At 51.6% G+C, this 19,323-nt stretch carries 19 protein-coding genes; 9 read left to right on the forward strand and 10 right to left on the reverse strand.

What is annotated here, in order from left to right:
* Positions 1–43: 43 nt before the first annotated feature.
* The 3 genes from BN8_RS30430 to BN8_RS30440 form a co-directional block, all read right to left on the reverse strand.
* On the reverse strand, positions 44–619 hold the full coding sequence (locus BN8_RS30430) for a type 1 glutamine amidotransferase domain-containing protein (RefSeq protein WP_009285815.1): 576 nt from the start codon (positions 617–619) through the stop codon (positions 44–46).
* 102 nt (positions 620–721) lie between these two features.
* Positions 722–1,366, reverse strand: coding sequence for a hypothetical protein (locus tag BN8_RS30435; RefSeq protein WP_009285816.1), 645 nt, complete (start codon positions 1,364–1,366; stop codon positions 722–724).
* Between the two features lie 121 nt (positions 1,367–1,487).
* On the reverse strand, positions 1,488–2,831 hold the full coding sequence (locus BN8_RS30440) for a sensor histidine kinase (RefSeq protein ID WP_009285817.1): 1,344 nt from the start codon (positions 2,829–2,831) through the stop codon (positions 1,488–1,490).
* Between the two features lie 208 nt (positions 2,832–3,039).
* On the opposite strand from BN8_RS30440, the gene BN8_RS30445 reads away from it, so the two are divergent.
* The 3 genes from BN8_RS30445 (at position 3,040) to BN8_RS30455 (ending at position 7,733) form a co-directional block, all read left to right on the forward strand.
* Entirely contained in the window at positions 3,040–5,523 is a 2,484-nt protein-coding gene (locus BN8_RS30445) for a zinc-dependent metalloprotease (protein WP_009285818.1), read from the forward strand.
* Positions 5,524–5,708: 185 nt separating this feature from the next.
* Positions 5,709–7,178 carry a hypothetical protein gene (locus tag BN8_RS30450; protein WP_009285819.1) on the forward strand — a complete coding sequence of 490 codons (1,470 nt, stop codon included), beginning with the start codon at positions 5,709–5,711 and terminating at the stop codon, positions 7,176–7,178.
* Positions 7,179–7,292: 114 nt separating this feature from the next.
* Positions 7,293–7,733, forward strand: a complete 441-nt coding sequence (locus BN8_RS30455; RefSeq protein WP_009285820.1) for a TM2 domain-containing protein — start codon at positions 7,293–7,295, stop codon at positions 7,731–7,733.
* Between the two features lie 77 nt (positions 7,734–7,810).
* Here BN8_RS30455 and BN8_RS30460 read toward each other — a convergent pair whose 3' ends face one another.
* The 6 genes from BN8_RS30460 to mdh form a co-directional block, all read right to left on the reverse strand.
* Positions 7,811–8,458 (reverse strand): hypothetical protein, encoded by a 648-nt coding sequence (locus BN8_RS30460; protein WP_229368479.1) that lies wholly within the window; start codon positions 8,456–8,458, stop codon positions 7,811–7,813.
* 166 nt (positions 8,459–8,624) lie between these two features.
* Positions 8,625–9,509, reverse strand: coding sequence for a hypothetical protein (locus BN8_RS30465; RefSeq protein ID WP_009285821.1), 885 nt, complete (start codon positions 9,507–9,509; stop codon positions 8,625–8,627).
* On the reverse strand, positions 9,506–9,967 hold the full coding sequence (gene yidD, locus BN8_RS30470) for a membrane protein insertion efficiency factor YidD (RefSeq protein WP_040007192.1): 462 nt from the start codon (positions 9,965–9,967) through the stop codon (positions 9,506–9,508). The genes BN8_RS30465 and yidD overlap by 4 nt, the downstream gene beginning before the upstream one ends.
* Positions 9,968–9,971: 4 nt before the next feature.
* Entirely contained in the window at positions 9,972–10,511 is a 540-nt protein-coding gene (locus tag BN8_RS30475) for a hypothetical protein (protein ID WP_229368487.1), read from the reverse strand.
* 330 nt (positions 10,512–10,841) lie between these two features.
* Complete coding sequence (locus BN8_RS30480; RefSeq protein WP_009285824.1) at positions 10,842–11,195, reverse strand: energy transducer TonB; 354 nt, start codon at positions 11,193–11,195, stop codon at positions 10,842–10,844.
* A gap of 211 nt (positions 11,196–11,406) precedes the next feature.
* A complete protein-coding gene (gene mdh / locus BN8_RS30485; RefSeq protein ID WP_009285825.1) occupies positions 11,407–12,348 on the reverse strand; it encodes a malate dehydrogenase in 942 nt (313 codons plus the stop codon).
* 198 nt (positions 12,349–12,546) lie between these two features.
* On the opposite strand from mdh, the gene BN8_RS30490 reads away from it, so the two are divergent.
* From BN8_RS30490 to ruvA, 5 genes are all read left to right on the forward strand, one after another.
* Entirely contained in the window at positions 12,547–13,020 is a 474-nt protein-coding gene (locus BN8_RS30490) for a YkvA family protein (protein ID WP_040007196.1), read from the forward strand.
* Between the two features lie 73 nt (positions 13,021–13,093).
* On the forward strand, positions 13,094–13,294 hold the full coding sequence (locus BN8_RS30495) for a Sec-independent protein translocase subunit TatA/TatB (RefSeq protein WP_009285827.1): 201 nt from the start codon (positions 13,094–13,096) through the stop codon (positions 13,292–13,294).
* A gap of 119 nt (positions 13,295–13,413) precedes the next feature.
* A complete protein-coding gene (gene gatA, locus BN8_RS30500) occupies positions 13,414–14,832 on the forward strand; it encodes an Asp-tRNA(Asn)/Glu-tRNA(Gln) amidotransferase subunit GatA (protein WP_009285828.1) in 1,419 nt (472 codons plus the stop codon).
* Between the two features lie 92 nt (positions 14,833–14,924).
* Complete coding sequence (locus tag BN8_RS30505) at positions 14,925–16,532, forward strand: lytic transglycosylase domain-containing protein (protein ID WP_009285829.1); 1,608 nt, start codon at positions 14,925–14,927, stop codon at positions 16,530–16,532.
* Positions 16,533–16,695: 163 nt separating this feature from the next.
* Positions 16,696–17,286 carry a Holliday junction branch migration protein RuvA gene (gene ruvA / locus BN8_RS30510; protein WP_009285830.1) on the forward strand — a complete coding sequence of 197 codons (591 nt, stop codon included), beginning with the start codon at positions 16,696–16,698 and terminating at the stop codon, positions 17,284–17,286.
* Between the two features lie 49 nt (positions 17,287–17,335).
* Here ruvA and BN8_RS30515 read toward each other — a convergent pair whose 3' ends face one another.
* Positions 17,336–17,584: a BPTI/Kunitz-type proteinase inhibitor domain-containing protein gene (locus BN8_RS30515; protein ID WP_009285831.1), complete on the reverse strand. Its 249-nt coding sequence runs from the start codon at positions 17,582–17,584 to the stop codon at positions 17,336–17,338.
* A gap of 50 nt (positions 17,585–17,634) precedes the next feature.
* On the opposite strand from BN8_RS30515, the gene BN8_RS30520 reads away from it, so the two are divergent.
* Positions 17,635–19,050 carry a nucleoside hydrolase-like domain-containing protein gene (locus tag BN8_RS30520; protein ID WP_009285832.1) on the forward strand — a complete coding sequence of 472 codons (1,416 nt, stop codon included), beginning with the start codon at positions 17,635–17,637 and terminating at the stop codon, positions 19,048–19,050.
* The last annotated feature ends 273 nt before the right edge of the window (positions 19,051–19,323 follow it).

Here is a 19,323-nt window from a genome sequence, read left to right on the forward strand (position 1 = left end):
GGACCGGCTTTTTTGTATAAGTTCATATACATTGTACGCCGGCTTATGCCTGTTGATGCTGCCGGTTGTGTACACCTTCGCCAATCTCTTCAATCATTTTCCGGTTAAAGGCCGGAATATCGTCGGGCTTGCGGCTGGTTACCAGACCCATATCGGTTACCACTTCCTGATCAACCCACTCGGCACCGGCATTACGCAGATCAGTCTGTAACGACGGGTACGACGTCATTTTTCGACCCCGCACCACGTCCGCTTCAATCAGCATCATTGGCGCGTGACAGATAGCAGCTACCGGCTTTTTCTGATCAAAAAAGCTTTTCACAAACTGAACGGCTTTCGGCTCCATGCGGAGTTTGTCCGGATTCATAACGCCACCTGGGAGCAGCAGAGCATCGTACTGGTTCGGGTCAGCCCCATCGACCGCCAGATCAACCGGGAAGCTGTCGCCCCAATCGGTTTCATCCCATGCTTTGATCTCCCCACCTTTCGGGGCAATCAGATGAACGGTCGCGCCGGCTTCTTCAAGAGCCTTCCGCGGTTCGGTGTATTCGACCTGCTCAAAACCTTCGGTCATCAGCGCGGCAACTTTCTTGCCCTGGAGCTTTTGTTTGTTTTCCATACGTCCTGAGTGATTTTATCTTTGTAAGGTTTAACCTATAGTTTCACTAGATGTTTGAACTGGTATGGCAAAACTCTGACAGCAGGACTAATCTCTGAGTAATTATCGGGCGCGGTTTCGGCCGAATGTATACCCGACGCCGACGTTAAAACTCAGGCCCATCTTCACGGCTTCATGTACCTGGCGCTCGCCATTCGCGCCGGTAAACGCGAACTCGTTGTTTTGAAGGGAGCTGGCCACATCATACCAATAGCGGGTCGAAAGTTCAACATTGAATCCGGTCGTTCGGCCGAGGTACTGCCGGTAATACAGGCCGGGGCCGACCGTAAACGTCGTGTACTTCACCGACGCATTAGTGCCTTCAAAGTCGACGTTGAAGCGGTGCGCTTTGAACTCCATGCGGGCATCGAGGGTGGGCGTAAGGCGGTAACCAACGCCAAAGCCGGTAGTCCAGGGTATTTTAATGTTCGTTTTCTGAGCAACCTGCTCCGCGGACTTTGTGTACTCCGGATACGTCAGAAAGCCCCCGTGCGAATATTCCAGCGTGAGTCGGTTACCGGCGTAGTAAACGCCATTGATGTTAAAGCCACCGAAGACGATCGGCTGAACAAGCTTAGAAGCCAGCGTGAAGGTATTGGCGTAACGTAGTGGCCTGGTTGGTTTGGGCGACGCGGTCGTGAGGGTGTCCTGTGCCAGCACGGAACCAGCGGTCAGTAGCATGGCGATAGTAAACATGAGCGTTTTCATAGCGATTCTGTCTTGTGTTTGTTCGCTACAAAGTTTGCTGAGCCGGCTACCCGGTTTCCATGACTTGGGTTAAGTTCGTAGGCTGGTTTCTTGACTTCGGTTAAGATCGTGTCAAAAAACGTTAAGCGACCTTACCGGCGGCTACGGGGTAAGGTGTAGGCAGGAGTGGCAATGTGACGCGGAACCAACCGTCTGTCTCTTCAAAAACAGGGACGGGCTGGTTCAAAAGCCGGTACTTAACCGCGATGTTTGACAGGCCCACCCCGTTCGATTCGACCCGTAGCGTCTTGCGCTGAAGGGTGTTTTCCACGATCAGATGATGGTCTACAACGCGCAGGCGGATGCGGAGCGGACGTTCCGGTAGCACTACGTTGTGTTTGACGGCATTTTCAACCAGTAGCTGCAACGTCAATGGGGGGAGCAGCAGGTCTTTGTCGGTTTCGTCAATGTTGGCCTCAAGTATAATTGTGTTGCCGTGTCGGGTCTGAAGCAGATGAAAATACGAGCTCAGGAATCGCAGTTCGATTCGCAGCGGTGTTAACTCGGTTTCGTTGCTGCGCAGCAGATACCGGTACACACTCGACAGTTCATCGACAAAACTACTGGCTTGGCCAGGACTTTCATCAATGAGCGAAGACAGGGTGTTGAGGCTGTTGAACAGAAAGTGCGGGTTGATCTGGCTTTGCAATGCACGCATCTGTACCTCCGTTTTTTCCTGCTGCATCCGCTGGAGTGTCAGATCAGCTTCGAGGTGTTCGCGGTAGCGCTGTTCCCGTTCGCGTTCCAGGTCTTTTTCGATCACTGCCTTCCGGACGGCTTCCCGCCGGTGTCGGTAGGAGATGCCCAGTGAAAAGAAGATCAGGTCCAGCACTACCCCCGTCTGGACAAACAGGTCCGGGTGCTGCCAGAAGGGGAGTTGTAAGCTCAGGTTCGGCGACCGAAGCAGCAGCAGAAACGTAACGGAGTGGTTGATAAGCAGCGAAGCCGTACCGGCCACAAAAAACCGGGCGACAACGTCTTTCGACCGAAAAAACGTAGCAACGATGTAGATACCTACGGCCAGCAGCGAGAGCCGTACCGGCTGGAGTAAAATCTCATGCAGATTAGTCCGCCAGAAATCAGTGAACAGGTAAATGTACGCTTTGACAACGCAGTAGCCGCCCAGCAGGCACTGAACGACAAAAATCCAGCGTAGTAAACGGGGGCGTCCGCGCAAATCCAGAAAAATCTTGGCCTGCTCCAGGTACAGGATATAGCCCGTGTACGACAGAAAAAGCTTATTGACGTTGGCTATATTCCGGGGCAGTTCGAAGTGGTTTATCAGGAAGTAGCCCGCCCAGATAAGCGTGTAAATGGAATACAAGCCATAGATACGTTCCCGGTACATGAACCACTGTACGGAGTTAGCCAGAAACATAGCCAGCACCATGCCCAGGAATAGCGGAGACCAGGCTTCAAAGGTCATTGATAACAGATTGACGTACAACGGGATTTACGGCGCAACGAAATTGCTAATAAAAGCAGTTACAGTTGGGGCTGATTGAGTAAAAGGTTGAAATCGCCCGGCAAATTTTTTACAATCTGTTCGCGGCTGACAATGCTTTATTCGGGTGTTGAGCGGATAAACCCGATTTTATTTTAAATTTAGCAGTTTTGTCATAACAACCTGCTGCATGAAACTACGTCTGCTTTATCTCTTTCTTGCCGTACCGCATTTTGCCTCTTTCGCCCAAAGTCCTCCGTCGGCCAGTTCGCCAGCTACCATCACGACGTTTACGAACGGGATGGAAAAACATCCGGGTTTCCTGACGTTCTACTGGGATGCCCGGAAAGGAAAAATCTGGCTGGAAATTGATCGGTTCGATCAGGAACTGCTGTATTATCCTACCCTGGCGCAGGGGGTTGGCTCCAATGACATTGGGCTCGACCGGGGGCGCCTGGGACAGGAGCATATCGTCAAATTTCAACGGAGCGGAAATAAAATTCTGCTTATTGAGCCCAACTACGCCTATCGCGCCATCAGTAACGATCCGCTTGAACGTCGGGCGGTCGAGGAGTCTTTCGCTCAATCAGTCCACGCCGGCTTTGACGTAGCGGCCGAAGAAGGGAACCGGGTGCTGGTTGACCTAACGCCGTTTCTGATGCAGGATGGGGTGGGGGCTGCCCAGGCCATCAGCCGGACGCGCCAGGGTACGTTTAAATTTGATCCGATGCGGAGCGCCATGTATATGCCCCGAACGAAGGCTTTTCCGCAAAATACGGAGTTCGAAGTAACCGTTACCCTGACGGGCGACAATGCCGGCCCGTATCTCCGCGAAGTAGTGCCAACGGCCGCGGCCGTGACGATGCGGCAGCATCATTCGTTCGTACAATTACCCGACAACAACTATAAGCCCCGCCTGTTCGACCCGCGCATTGGCTACGGTGGCATTGAATTTTTTGACTACGCGACGCCGGTCAGTCAGCCGATTATAAAGCGGTACATTTCGCGGCATCGGCTGGAGAAGAAAGACCCATCGGCGGCCGTGAGCGAAGCCGTAAAGCCGATTATCTACTACATGGACCCCGGTGCTCCTGAACCGATTCGCACGGCCCTGATGGAAGGAACCGCTTGGTGGAATCAGGCTTTCGAAGCTGCGGGCTACAAAAACGCATTTCAGGTAAAACTGCTACCGCCCGATGCCGATCCGATGGACGTCCGGTATAACCTGATTCAGTGGGTGCACCGCTCAACCCGGGGCTGGTCCTACGGCGCTAGTATCATCGATCCCCGCACGGGTGAGATCATCAAAGGTAAAGTAACGCTGGGCTCTCTGCGGGTGCGGCAGGATTACCTCATTGCGCAGGGACTGGTGGGTAACTTCGATACGGATTCCTCACACGTTAACGAAATGATGACGATGTCGCTGGATCGGCTTCGGCAACTGGCTGCGCATGAAGTTGGTCATACGTTAGGCCTGCCGCACAACTACATTGCCAGCACACAAGGCAATGGTGCATTCGGCCGGGCGTCGGTGATGGATTATCCTACAATGGTCGCTAAACTTAAGGGTGCGTCGATTGACCTGTCGGATGCCTATGCCAAAGGAATTGGTGAATACGACAAGTGGAGCATCCGCTACGGATACGAACAGTTTCCATCAGGAGCAAATGAAAAGCAGGAACTTGACAAGCTGGTGCAGCAGATGCACAAAACGGGGCTGTCGTTTCTGACCGATCAGGATGCCCGGCCGGAAGGGTCGTCACATCCGGCCACGCACCTTTGGGATAACGGCTCGAATGCCGTTGACGAGCTAAAGCGCGTTATTGCCGTTCGTCGGGTGGCGCTTGGTAATTTTAACGACCGCAAGGTTCCGGCCGGTACGCCACTGACTACGCTGGAAGAGGTATTTGTGCCGATGTATATGTTTCACCGGTACCAGGTCGAAGCGGCTGCGAAAGTACTGGGTGGCCAAACATACACCAATGCCCTGCGCGGAGATGGGCAGCCGGTTCTGTCGACCGTACCGGGAGTTGAGCAAACAAAGGCTATCGACGGACTACTGGCCACACTGGAGCCATCGTTCCTGGCCGTACCGGCTCGCGTACTGGCGCTGATTTCACCCCGGGCGTTTCGTTACGATCCAAATCCACGCGAAGTATTTAAACGGAGAACGGGTATTACGTTCGATCCGTTGGGTCCGCCCGAAGCAGCAGCCAGCATGACCCTCCGGTTAATGTTGCACCCTGAACGTTGCGCCCGGCTGGTACGTCAGAAGGCAATAGACCCTCAAACGCCTGGTCTCAGCGATGTGATGAATCGACTGCGTGATGCAATCGTACGGAACAGTAACATTGATAAGGAAACGTACGAAGGGGAAATTGCCCGGATGGTCGAGCGAAAATACGTTGAAGAATTGATTCAGATGGCTACAAACCGGGAGGTCGACGGAGGTGCCCGGGCTGCCGCGGCTGATGCCCTTGGTCAGCTCAAAGCGACGTATGATGCGTCGACATCCGGGAAATCCAGTCGGACCAGTTACCTGCGCTGGTTAATCCGACAATATGAAAGCAGTCCCGAACAGACGATAACCACGAACACCCTTGCCCCGCCCGATGGAGCTCCCATTGATCCAGGTCAGGAATGGTTACTGCCCGATTGTGAGTGGTTGAACTAGCCGTCGACAACGAATTGTACCAACAAACAGAAAGCCGACCCTACGTCTGGGGTCGGCTTTCTGTTAGCTAGACGCGTACCTGTTTCTATTTTTCAATGCTCATGATAGAGAAATGCGTATTACTGACGGACATACCCGGGTGGCCCTTACTTTCGTGACGTAGTTCCTAATTAAACCGGTACTGAATGAAGAACATACTATTCGCGGCTGCGCTTTTAGGGGGTATGTCGGCGGCTGCACAACAACCGACCAGATCCCAGGCACCTGCCGACACCCTGGCCCCTCCCGCAGAACAAACTCAACGCCCGCCCGGAACGGCTACCCGACCGTCGGCCATTGTAGGAACGGCTGGCGCAGACAAGAACGAACTGAAATACAACCTCAACGAATCGGGTTCTCATTTTTTCAAGGTCACCTTTCTGAATCAGACCTGGTTACGGCTGAACCAGAGTAACCCCGGAACCACCGTAAATCAGGTTCCGAAAGAAAATACGTTCGACATAGGCTTGCGCCGGACACGCATACAAATGTTCGGTCAGCTTACGGACCACGTCTTTCTGTACGTGCAGTTTGGCATGAACAACTTCAACTTCCTGAACGCCTTCCCGTCGTATAACAACAACGGCACCCCGGCCAACCGGAAAATAGCGGCTTTCTTCCACGATGCTGTTGGGGAGTACCTGGTTTTCAAAAATAAAGATTACCTGAAGCTCGGGGCTGGGCTGACCATCGTAAACGGTTTATCGCGGTTCAGCCAGCCAAGTGTAAGTAGCATCATGAGCATGGACGTACCGGTGTTTGCGCAGGCTACCGTCGATCAGACAGACGAGTTTTCGCGGAAGCTGAGTCTGTACGCCCGCGGTCAGGTTGGTCCAATCGACTACCGCGTTGCCGTCAGCGACCCGTTCCCAGTCCAGACCAATGGAGCAACTCCGGCACCCCTGTCGTCCTTTTCAAACTTTGCGCAGAAGGGGCACACCAAACAGTTTCAAGGGCTGTTTCTGTACCAGTTTTTCGATAAGGAAGCCAACCAGACACCAGGTTACATGACCGGAACATACCTCGGTAAAAAGAAAATTTTCAATCTGGAGGGAGGGTTTATTACGCAGAAAGCGGCTATGTGGCACCGCGAAGCTACCGCCGATACGGTCTACACGGATTTGAACCTGTGGTCGCTGGCTGCGTTTCTGGACATGCCCCTCAACCGCCAGACGGGTTCGGCCATCAATGCCTACGTTGGGTATTTTAACCTGAATTACGGTCCGAATTACCTACGCTTCAATGGTATCATGAATCCGGCCTCCGGAACGACGGCAAGTCTGCCAGGCGCGTCAGGTACACAGGGGAATGCCTTCCCAATGTTTGGTACGGGCAAAGTCGTGTATGCACAGGTCGGGTATTTGCTTCGGCAGGATCTGTTCGGAGCAGGTAAAGGAACGCTAATGCCCTACGCCCAGATGCAGATGGCCGACTACCAGCGCCTGACGAAAGGCATGAGCGTATTTAACGTAGGCCTGAATTATCTGATCAACGGCCACAACGGTAAGCTCACACTCGATTACCAGAATCGCCCTATTTATGAGGCCGCTGGTACGCAGCTCGCACCAACGGGTCGCCGGGGGCAATTTGTGGTGCAGTATCAGGTGTTTATCTAATAGCATTTTTCCATATAATTAATTCTATAGAATTGATTCCCATTTGATAAATTTGGCATTAAAGTGCTTCAACGGTACATTTACGACGTACCAACATTTATCTACATAACCTTAATGAAAAAGATTTTTCTTGCCTTAATGCTCACCGTGGGCAGCTTAAGTGTGTATGCTAATTCGGCAACGATTGATGAGTACACGATCGACGACCAGCAGGTTGAACAATTGATGGCTCAGAGTACCGATGTTAGCTACACCGTTGTAGAAACTACCTTAGCGCAGAGCCAGCAGATGGCGGCTAAGATGACAGGGACCGCTCGCGTTCAGGCGGATAAGGAATTCGTGCCGGCCCTGTTGCTTAACCTTTTCCTCGGTGGATTGGGTATTCACCGGTTGTATCTCGGTACAGAGACGTTAACATGGGTAGGTTACATTCTAACTTGTGGGGGTATTTTCGGGATCGTACCTTTAGTTGACCTTATTGTTTTGATTATCAATAACGATAACATTTCTAAGTTCGTTGATAATCCAAAATTTTTCATGTGGGCAAACAACTAAGTTGGCCAGATACTACAGGATGCGCCTGCTCCACAATCGGGGAGTGGGCGCATCCGATTATAATAGGTATTATTCGCTTATCTGCCCGAGGCCGAATCAGGGGAGCTTTGGTATAAGAGCCGTTTCTTGACGCGTTCATTAAATGCACTAATCTGTCGCTGGTTATACTGCCGGACCAGCGCCTGCGATCGTCGAACTCCTCCGGCATGGAATGAGCCGAACAAAGCAGCCCCCACCCCCCATGCTGATAGATAATAAGCATTTAGAAAGCTGGTAACTCCAAAATACAATCCCGCTGACTGTACCAGTATACTCAGGATAGCTTCACCTGGTTTTCCGGCATATAACTGACCGGCTCCCGGGAGGAAAGTTGAGAGCCACTGAGCCTTGCTTTCCCGCTTTAATTTGGGTAACCGTCGGTATGGATCATCGCTCGTCGTATCAGCTCCCAATCTGCCTATCGCTTCACGATAGGCAACGGCGGCCTCTGCCCAGCGATGCAGCTCATTTAAGGTGAATACCCGAATACACTCCAAAAGTGGCGAGTAAGGTGCTCCGGGATGCTCAACGGGAAGCCGCTCAAGCAGTGAACGAGTATTCTCGAATTGTCCGGCTAGATACGCACACAGAATTTGCTGATACCGTAGCTGATATCGAACAGAATCAGGATAGCTGTTCGAAAATTGGCTGTTTATAAACGTAACAGCCGTGTTATAACGACCCATTTGTTTGAGAGATAGGGTCTTGCCAAGTACAGCTTTATAAGTAGCGGCAGTTTCGGTGTTTTCAAAAAGGACTCGCTCGTATGCTATACCCGCTTCGAAATATTGGTTCGCAGCCAGTAATGAATCAGCCGCTGCTAAACCGGATAGCTGACCAGACTGCTGAGCCTTACTGAAATAGGTTACGCATAGGAATGTGCAGATCAAACAGAATCTTGTTGTCATACTCCCGGTTAAATTCGTCACGTTTAATTTTCACTGCCAGAGCGCTACCCCAGACGTTTCCCACGTAAAAAACAGTGAACAGAGAGCCAAAGCCCAGAAAGCGAAGACTCCGCGGCCCATCTTTACGATAGCCTTCGAACGTAAGCAACCCCAGCGTTACTACTGGAAGCAGGGCGGCAATGCCCTGCATTTTTTTACCAGCATAGATTTTCCCCAAACCCGGAATTAAGGAACTATAAAGGCCTGCCAGGAACGGTGATTTATGCTTCTGGCTGCTCAGCTTTTTATAGTAGGTATCCAATCGTTTCTGCTCTTCGGCCATCGCATAAGACGAATACGTGAAAATCTGGCTGAAACGTTGATAGTCGGTGAGTCGTCGCTGCAACAACGTAATACCCGCAAGTTGCAGCGCTTTAAGCTCGCCAAGCGTTGAGTCGGATGGAGAAATTCGCTCAATCACTACATTGGCAGAGTCGCGCTTCCCCTGAAAAAGTAAACAGTAAGCGCCAAAAAACCGAGATTTCTGATAAAAAGCTGAAACCGGCGAAACCGCAAGTAGTTGTTGTGCCGCCTGATCAAGCGATTTGCTGCTATACGCTGTCCAGCCAAGATAATACGCCAGCGAGTCACGTTCTGTTTGTTGAAGGATACGAGAGTCGATACGTTGAAGGACGTAAGTGGCTTCATCGAATGCATCTTTGTCGGCGAGATACTGAGCAAAGCGTAGTTCGCGTGAGAAGTTCGCTGACTGTGCCCGCAACCCGTATGCGGTTGTCAGTAGCCAGATAAAAAAACTGGCTTTGAGTGCATAATAGAAAGAAGGACTCATCGAAGCCGGTACAGATCAGGTGTGTCTACAATGGAACCGTCGACGGGGTCCCGGCTTAGTGTATGAACGTCCAGCAGTCCAAGTCGATTACAGCGCATGATACGATCGGCACTCAAAAAGACACCCTTCAGTGTACCAAATTGCTGAATAGCCTGCTTACTAAAGTTCGAACAGGTCGTTTGGTACGGACAAGACCGGGCTAATTGTTGCGACATTAAGCGCTGATACCCCAGCATGGCCCCTTTCAGTGCTAGAGAAAGCGGATTGTACATGGCTAGCCAACTACGCTGTTTATAAACGACTGCCTGCACATCATTGCCGGGACGTCGGTATTGCGCAAATTCATTGTCCGTTTGAAAATTACGTTCGCTAACCAATTGCCAATCAGCAGATGTAGACTGGCTTCTGGCAATCGGCGAAACCAGCAAGGAAAACAGGAAAGGCAGTAAAAACTTCACAGCGCTATTCAGTTTTGGCAGTTGATGGGATGCTAAAATTGAAGTAAGGACTTTGGGCAACCTGGTTGAGCCGAATATCTGAATACGCCGTTTTGGAAACGGTAGAATCACTCTTGTTATACAAAATTTCAGTTGTGGTTGTCGGGAAAGGCCGATTTTCGACAAATTGATAATTATAGTAAAACACTTTTCGGAATATCTTACCAGCGCCATCTACGTAATGCATGTATATTGGATTTCCCTGATTAAAAACGAGCTTAACACGCTGGACTACACCATCCGACTTATTTGTTTTAGGTTTCCACTCCGTCACCAGGCGGTTCTTGGCGTCATACATTGTTTTGTCCTGAACAAAACCAAGTTGGAGCAGACCCATATCGCTCGTCATGCCGTTCAGGAAAAAAGCCAGTTGGGTAGTTTGCGAACTGTAAGCGGCATTCTGATACCGAATGACAGTGTTCCGGTTTGGATCATAGATGCGTGTTTCGCCGAGCTTGTTCGCCAGAATCACCACTTCGCGGGGCGAGACAAAACGGGTGACCATAGAACCGTTCCGTTGGTAGAAGACCTCGCCCTTGACAGTTACAGATTTGCCCTGCTGCACCTGACGGGTTGTAATTGTTGCCGAAAACCGTTCAATAGTTTGAGGGGCGCTAAGAAAGCTGCTTAGCAGAAGTACACTGAAAGTGAGTAGGAAAGATATACGTACAGCACTAGTAAAAGCTGATTTCATAGATAATCATACGAGTTACGGAAACGGTGTCCAAAAGTACGCAAAAGTTTAACGAACTGAGTTTTTCCCCACTGGCTGTTTTAAAACACAAAAAGCCCGACATACACATGCGTCGGGCTTTTGCTGTACAGTTGGATAAGCTTACTCGCCGGGCGTAAAACGCAGGCGGGCCAGATAAGTCTGCGTTGGTTCCGCTACGTTTCCCAGAATTTTCTTACCGGCTAACTCCTCCTCAAGAGTTGTTTTCAGCGCCTGGTTGTCGGTCAGCACTTCCAGATTTGTGATCCGGTGATCGGCATTAACACGGAAGCGTACGATAACAATACCTCCCTGCTGGCTTTTCTTCAGCACGTCCGGGTACGACAGGTAGCTTTGTAGCTGCTTTTCCAGCTTGGTTTCGCGCCGAATCCCCTCGTCGTTCGTCGAGGAATGGGCGGACGGGCTCCCGTAGGTGAGCATCGTCCAGAGCGTGATTAAAAAGAGGATCGGTTTCATTAGTAGTTGTTGTGTAGTTGTTGGCTTCAAAAGACGATGCAAAAGTACAGCACCGTGTTGGGGGCGGGTAGAGGAGATACGCCCAAAATGAAAATTCAGGAGTAGTACGTTTCCATACGTAGAAATACGCACCCGATTTCTGTTGGATTATTTGGCATAAAAAATGCCCCGCCGATCGGCTGATCGGCGGGGCATTTTCTGCTAACGTAATTTATACGCCTAATTCCAGCGTTGAGAGTACGTTATTCATATTCCGAACGGCATCGGCCGATTTGTTGAAAGCAGCCTGCTCTTCTTCATTGAGCTTGTAATCAATGATTTCTTCCCAGCCATTTTTGCCAATCACCACCGGAACGCCCAGGCAGATGTCTGACTGACCATACTCGCCCTCGAGGTAAACGCAGCAGGGGAAAATGTGCTTCTGATCACGAACAATACTTTCTACCAGCAGGGCCGTAGCGGCTCCCGGTGCGTACCAGGCCGACGTACCGATCAAGCCCGTCAGCGTAGCACCACCCACCATCGTGTCGGCGGCTACTTTTTTCAGCGTGTCAGCATCGAGGAACTGGCTAACGGGAACGCCATTGCGGGTAGCCAGGCGAGTCAGCGGGATCATCGTGGTGTCGCCGTGACCACCGATTACCGTGCCGTGGATGTCGTTGGGCGGGCAGTTGAGCGCGAAAGAAAGATATGTTTTGAACCGGGCAGAATCCAGGATACCCCCCATGCCAATAACGCGGTTTTTCGGCAGACCCAGCGATTTGAGGGTTAGGTACGTCATCGTGTCCATCGGATTTGACACGATGATCAGAATGGCGTCGGGTGAGTGCTGGAGAATGTTTTGTGCAACACCTTTTACAATGTTGGCATTCGTACCGATCAGCTCCTCGCGGGTCATGCCCGGCTTACGCGGCAACCCCGACGTAATAACGACGACATCTGAACCGGCCGTTTTTTCGTAATTATTGGTAGAACCTGTGAGTTTGGTATCGAAGCCAAGCAGTGTCGCGGTCTGAAACATATCCAGGCTTTTGCCTTCGCTAAGGCCTTCTTTGATGTCCAGCAGCACCACTTCTTCGGCTAGTTCCCGGCGGGCGATATTGTCGGCGGTCGTTGCACCGACAGCACCGGCGCCTACTACGGTTATTTTCATACAGTGTTCGGAATTAAAGGGTTAAAACCGGCGGTAAAAATACACGTACCATACCGGACAAACCAATAGAACCAGGTATAAACTTCCGGACCTGTTACTCGTTTAATGAAATATTGTGGCGAATTTTTTGTTATACCTTCGCCACAACGGCAATCATCTACAGGTAGTAACCAACCGATGATTTTGACTTTTCGCATTATGGCTAAACAACGATTACTGACGCGTGTACTGACGTCTATTTTTTTTAAACGAGCGAATATAGGTGCGGTTCGGTATGCCCGTAATAGCACCCGTATTTTTGCCCTTGTCCGTGAAGCATTAAACAAAAGTGGTGGGCTGTCGGGAAAGAATATTTCGGTGTTTCGGGAGCAGATTGCCCTGCTGACCCGGATGCTGAGAGCCTATGCTTCGGGTGATTATAAACAGCTTCCCTGGAAGTCGCTGGTGAGTATAATAGGGGTACTGCTGTACTTTTTAAATCCAATAGACATCCTTCCGGATATTTTGCCGATTGTGGGTATTGTTGATGACATTGCCCTCGTAGGATGGCTTTTTACATCGGTCAGTAGTGATATCGACCGCTTTCGGCAGTGGGAGCAGGGCGTTGCTACACCTGCGGAGGAAGCATCCCGGCCCGGCCGGAACACGACACAAACCATTAAGATTGGTTAATATTCATCCTGTTTTAATGGATTGTTAAGAAGGAGTTTACTAACTTTGCATACATTCAAATCCGAAATTAATCATGGTTTTTGCAAGCATTTTCGCAATTATGGGTTTGGGCGGTCAGGAGATGTTGCTGATCTTCCTGGCGCTGTTACTTTTCTTCGGCGCCAAGAAGTTGCCAGAACTGGCTCGGGGCCTGGGCAAAGGTATCCGCGAGTTCAAGGATGCCACCAAGGATGTCCGCGATAACATCGAGGACGGTCTTAAGGAATCGAAGTAATCTAGTTGTTCATAGACAGACAACGGAGTGGTGCTACACTAGGGCCATTCGGTTGTCTGTTTTGCATTACCGGACCTTTGGGTGCAACTTTGGCATCCAATCGTTAAACTACCTTCCGCTTGACCCCTTACCGAAGCTACGCTACTGTCCGAACCGATCTCCTTGCCGGAGCCGTAAGCTGTCGCCAATTGGTGGAGCAGTACCTCTCCCGTATTGATGAGTACCGTCATCTGAACGTTTTTACGGAAGTGTATGCCGATGAGGCCCGCCACCGGGCGGATGCCGTTGATCAGAAGCTGGCTACCGGGGTGGCCGGTAAACTGGCCGGGATGGTCATCGGGATTAAAGATGTGCTGAGTTACGCGGGACACGGGCTTCGGGCAGGCAGCCATATTCTGGACGGGTTCACGGCCCAATTTACGGCTACCGCAGTGCAGCGCCTGCTGGACGAAGACGCGATTATCATTGGACGGCAAAACTGCGACGAGTTCGCGATGGGGTCGTCTAACGAGAACTCAGCCTTCGGCCCGGTTCGAAATGCAGCCGATCCGGATCGCGTTCCAGGCGGATCGAGTGGCGGTTCGGCCGTTGCGGTGCAGGCCGGGTTATGTCTGGCCAGCATCGGTTCTGATACGGGCGGTTCTGTTCGTCAACCGGCAGCCTTCTGTGGGGTAGTGGGCCTCAAGCCAACCTACGGCCGTATCAGCCGCTGGGGACTTATCGCCTATGCATCGTCATTTGACTGCATTGGCCCCATCACCAACACGCCCGACGATGCGGCTCTGCTGCTGGAAATCATGGCCGGAGCCGATGAGTTCGATAGTACCGTATCGAGCCGTCCTGTGGATACCTACTCACAAACCCAGCTTCCCGACCGACCGCTACGTATCGCTTATCTGCGCGAGGGCGTTGAAAGTGACGGCGTTGACAAAAGTATCCGGACCGCTACGCAGCGAACCATAGACCAGCTCCGGGCGGACGGCCACGAGGTGGAGCCGGTCGATTTTTCGTTACTCAACTACCTGCTTCCAACGTACTACATTCTTACTACGGCCGAAGCGTCGTCGAATCTTTCGCGCTTTGATGGGGTTCGATACGGTTATCGAGCGGTTACCTCAGTTTCTGACTTAGTATCGTTATACAAGAAAAGTCGCACGGAAGGGTTTGGTCCCGAAGTACGTCGACGCATTCTGCTGGGTACATTTGCTCTCAGCGCCAGCTATTACGATGCTTATTATACCAAAGCCCAGCAGGTTCGCCGGTTGATTCGGCAGGAAACGGAGCGGGTTTTCAGCGAATACGATTTTTTGATTTCGCCCACTACGCCCACCCCGGCGTTTCGACTGGGCGAAAAGGCCGATGATCCATTGCAGATGTATCTGGCCGATATTTTTACCGTGCAGGCCAACGTAGTCGGTTATCCGGCCATTTCGGTTCCAAACGGTACAGATGCGGCTGGTTTGCCGATCGGCCTGCAAATTATGGCTCCCCCCTTCGCTGAGGGGGCATTGGTAGCCTTCGCCAGGCGTTTAGCCTGACGTTCGAAGTTTGGGCGGGCGGTTTAACCTGCCGATCGACAAACTTCATACGTCAAACTCAATAATCGTAACGTACACCTAACCATAAACAAATGCAACACCTGAACCGTAGCCTGCTGATTGGGGGGCTGTTGAGTGTGGCGCTGGGACTGTTTTCGGAAACCCACGCCCAGACTACGATTCTATCGGGAACGCCTGGGCAGAAGGCGGACTCAGCAAGTGTCATTAAGGCCGATACAGTGGCCTATGTTCCGACTGTTCCAGACAGTTTGATTATTGATCGGCTCGCGGCCCTGCAAAAAAATATTCCGCTGCCCTACCACAAGACGGTTCATGCGTATGTCGATTACTTTACGTTCCGTAAGGCGAGCTTTACGCGTACGATGCTGGAGCGTATGCCGCTGTTTTTTCCTCTTTACGAGCGCCTGCTGGCTCAGTACGGATTACCCGATGAGTTAAAATACCTTTCCATTGTGGAGTCGGCGCTGAATCCACGGGCCATCTCACACGCGGGGGCGGGTGGGCTCTGGCAGATCATGCCGGGCACCGGACGCGACCTGCGGTTGTATCAGGATGACTACGTTGATGAGCGCATGGATCCTGTTAAAGCTACCGAAGCGGCCTGTAAATACCTGCGTGATCTGTACAACATCTTCGGTGACTGGCATTTGGCGCTGGCGGCCTACAACAGTGGCCCCGGCAAGGTAAAACGTGCCATGCGTCGGTCAGGGGGCGATTCGTTCTGGACGGTTTTTGACCATTTACCGAAAGAGACCCGAGCGTATGTACCTCAGTTCATCGCTCAGATTTACATGATGAACCATGCCAACGACCACGGGATCGTGGCTGAAACGATTGAACACCCAATTCCGCACGATACCATCCAGATTCATGGGTATTTCAACCTGGAAACGTTTGCTAAGCACAGTCAGATTGCGCTGGAAGATTTGAAAAAAATGAACCCGGCCGTTACGACTACCATTCTGCCTGAGTACACCCGAGGTTATCCCTTACGCATACCACGTGCCAATTATGGGTACTTTGCTTCACGTCGACGGGCCATTATGGATTCGGCCGGTCGGATACCGGTAGCCATGGCTCACGTGCTGCTGGCTTCGGCGGAGGATGTTCAGTATAACGACTCGCTGGGTAAATTATATGCCAACCGGGATGTTTCGCCATTGGCTGATCTGATGCTGGAAGAACTGACAGAGGAGACGGAGTCAGCTAAAAAAGCCGGTGGAAAAGCATCGGCACTGGCAGCGAACGAAGAGCCCGAAGCAGACGACATTGAGACGGTGGTGCTGAAGAAGCCCCGCAAGCAGACGCATACCGTAAGACGGGGTGAGAGCTTATTTCGGCTGGCCGATCGATACAACGTAGAAGTGTATGACCTGAAGCGGTGGAATCACCTGCGGTCAAACGCCATTCGACCGGGACAGAAGCTGGTCGTATTGAAAGAAGCCGCTGAAACGCGCTCTGAACAACTGGCCGAGCAGGGAACACCAAAAGGGCAGAAAAAAGCCGCGGTGGCGGCTAGTACGAAGCGCTATAAACCCCGGTATCATCGAGTTCAGGCGGGCGATACGTTGTGGAACATCTCCCAGCGCTACGGTGGAATTTCCATTGACAAGCTGAAGAAAATGAATCACATTCGGGGAAACTCACTTAAACCCGGCCAGAAACTGATAGTAGGGTAAACCTGCCGATTAACCCACGATTTACTCAGAAAAGTCGTGGGTTTTTGTATATTTACCAGATTGACAGTTGCTTATGGGCTGACTTATTGGCCTCTATTGGAGTTTGGCCCTCAAGCCTACAGCTCACGTATAAACCATTTTCTGAACGCGTTACGCAGGATTAATGATTGCCTATTTAGACGGTACGCTGGCTTATAAAGAACCAACGCACGCCATTATCGATGTACAGGGGGTTGGCTATTCAGTTCATATTTCCCTTCAAACATACGCTACGCTGCCGGGCGGTGGCGAGCGCGTAAAATTGTTTATCCATCATCATTTTCGGGAAGATGCGCAGACGCTGTTTGCATTTGCGTCGGCCGACGAAAAATCGCTTTTTCTGGACCTGATCGGCGTATCAGGCGTAGGCCCAAACACCGCGCTGGGAATGCTATCGGCCATGCAGCCGGGCGATCTTCGGCTGGCTATACTGGGCGAAAACGTCAGGGCTGTGCAGGCGATCAAGGGTATTGGTGCTAAAACAGCGCAGCGTATTATTCTTGAATTGCGCGATAAGATGAAAAAATCAGGTGTTGTGCCTGATGGACCAACGTACCGGCAACAGGCGGCTGCCAATCCGGTGCGCGAGGAAGCCCTGGCCGCGCTCGTTGCCCTGGGCTTCCCAAAACCGACCGCTGAGAAGAGCGTGGACGACATCCTGAGGGCAGACGCTGGGCTGTCGGTGGAAGAGGTCATTCGCCAGGCGTTGCGATAAAGCTAACCGACTCCCTCATTAACCGCTTAGTGAGGGAGTTTTTGCAGGGCTACTTTGAACAGGTACAGGCACTACATTCTTCCAGGGTGTTGAACGGAACGACCCCACCGCAACCACCCCAAACGAACTCCTTGCAGCGGTTTTCCTTTTTATCGTAAAAATACTTTCTGAAATATGCTTTGCAAGGCCCGGTTTCTGGCTCCAGCTCGCACCGTTCCGGTTTGGTGCAGTCGCTCTGGCAGTTTTGCAGCATCAGCAGCACACTGAATAGGTAGACGTAACAGCTCGGCTTCTTCATGGTGGTATAAGACCCATCGGGTGGGAGAATGGTTGTATAATGCGCTGGCTATGAAATTGATTCTATCGCTTTTTCTTATCCTCACCGTTGTTGCAAGCTACGTGCGCGATTATTCAGGGCCAATACAGCACACGGTTCATCAGAAAGTACATTCTGATAAACCCCGCGTTATCATTCTGACCGACATCAGCAGCCTTGATCAGAAACAGGGCGAACCCGATGACGGCCAGTCGTTGATTCGGCTGATGCTGTACACGAACGAACTGGAGGTAGAAGGGCTGATTGCATCGTCGAATCTACGCCACGGTCAGATCGTGCGGCCGGAACTGATTCAGCGGGTAATTTCGGCCTATGGCCAGGTTCACCGTAATCTGCTGAACCATAGTGCGGCTTATCCACCGGCCGCTCAGTTGAACCAACTCGTTAGAGCCGGACAGCCCGTTGCCGGGCCGGGGCAACCATTGGAAAATAGTGTTGGTGCAGGCAAGGATACAGAAGCATCGGACTGGATTATTCAAGTGGTTGATCAGGCTGACCCACGACCGGTCTGGGTGTGCATCTGGGGCGGGTCAGCCGATTTGGCACAGGCCTTATGGAAGGTCAGACAAACCCGGTCTGCTGATGCAATTGATGCGTTTGTCGCGAAGCTACGGGTGCATGCTATTTACGACCAGGACCAGACGGGCCCTTGGATTCGGGAACAGTTTCCGAACCTGTTTTACATCCTGCGTAACCACGGTATTCGGGGAATGTACCGGGGTGGTGATCGAACGCTGCTGGATTCGGTCTGGGTGGCCGAGAACATACAGCATGGGCATGGCCCGTTGGGTGCCCTCTACGTGAATTACCGGGGTGGCGACATCTGGAGCCGTCAGCTCGGGCCGGTTATGGGTATCAAGGAAGGGGATACGCCGTCGTTTCTGGGGTTACTGTCCAATGGACTAAACGTATGGGGCCAGCCTGAACTGGGCGGCTGGGGTGGACGGTTCAGGCGAAAGCAGCAAAATCAGTACGTCGAAGCGGTTGATTCGGTGGGGCAGTTTGCCGATGATCCTGACCCGCGAATGGCGGCTGTGTACCGCTGGCGTGAGGCCTGGCAGCATGATTTTCAGGCGCGGCTCGACTGGTGTACAAAGTCTTACCTCAACGCCAACCATCCACCCGTAGCGGTGATTCGAAACGGTGCGAAGGAATTGTTTTCTGAATTGAACGTACCGGCCGGGACATCACTCGCCCTGAACGGAGAAGCATCTCGCGATCCGGACGGCGACCGACTGCGCTTCCGCTGGCTGGCTTATCCAAATCCGGGTGCTGGATTTCCTGAGCCACTTTCTGAGCAGACCAATCTGAACATTCAGATACCGGCAGCGTGGAAAGGCCGACGCATCTCTATTGTGCTTGACGTAACGGATACAGGAAGTCCTAATCTGACGAGTTACAGACGTTTACTGATTGAGGTACAATAAACTTTTACGGTAATTGTGATTATTTAACTTAATCGTAATAAAGTATAAGAAACAGATAATCAGAACGAACGGATAAATGAGACATTGTTCGTGAACAAATCGGAAAATAGTTAAGCGCCCGTTTCGTTAGTGTTCTATAAAAGATGTAGGTTTTTCGTAGTTTTACGATTCGTCAAACTCGACATGGCTGCTGAATGGCACGATTCATGAACGTTTAAAAAATATACTGCGCTATTAGACGATTGGCCCGATATTGGCCGTTTGTAGATAGGA

The sequence above is a fragment of the Fibrisoma limi BUZ 3 genome (assembly GCF_000296815.2).
Taxonomy (GTDB): Bacteria; Bacteroidota; Bacteroidia; order Cytophagales; family Spirosomataceae; genus Fibrisoma; species Fibrisoma limi.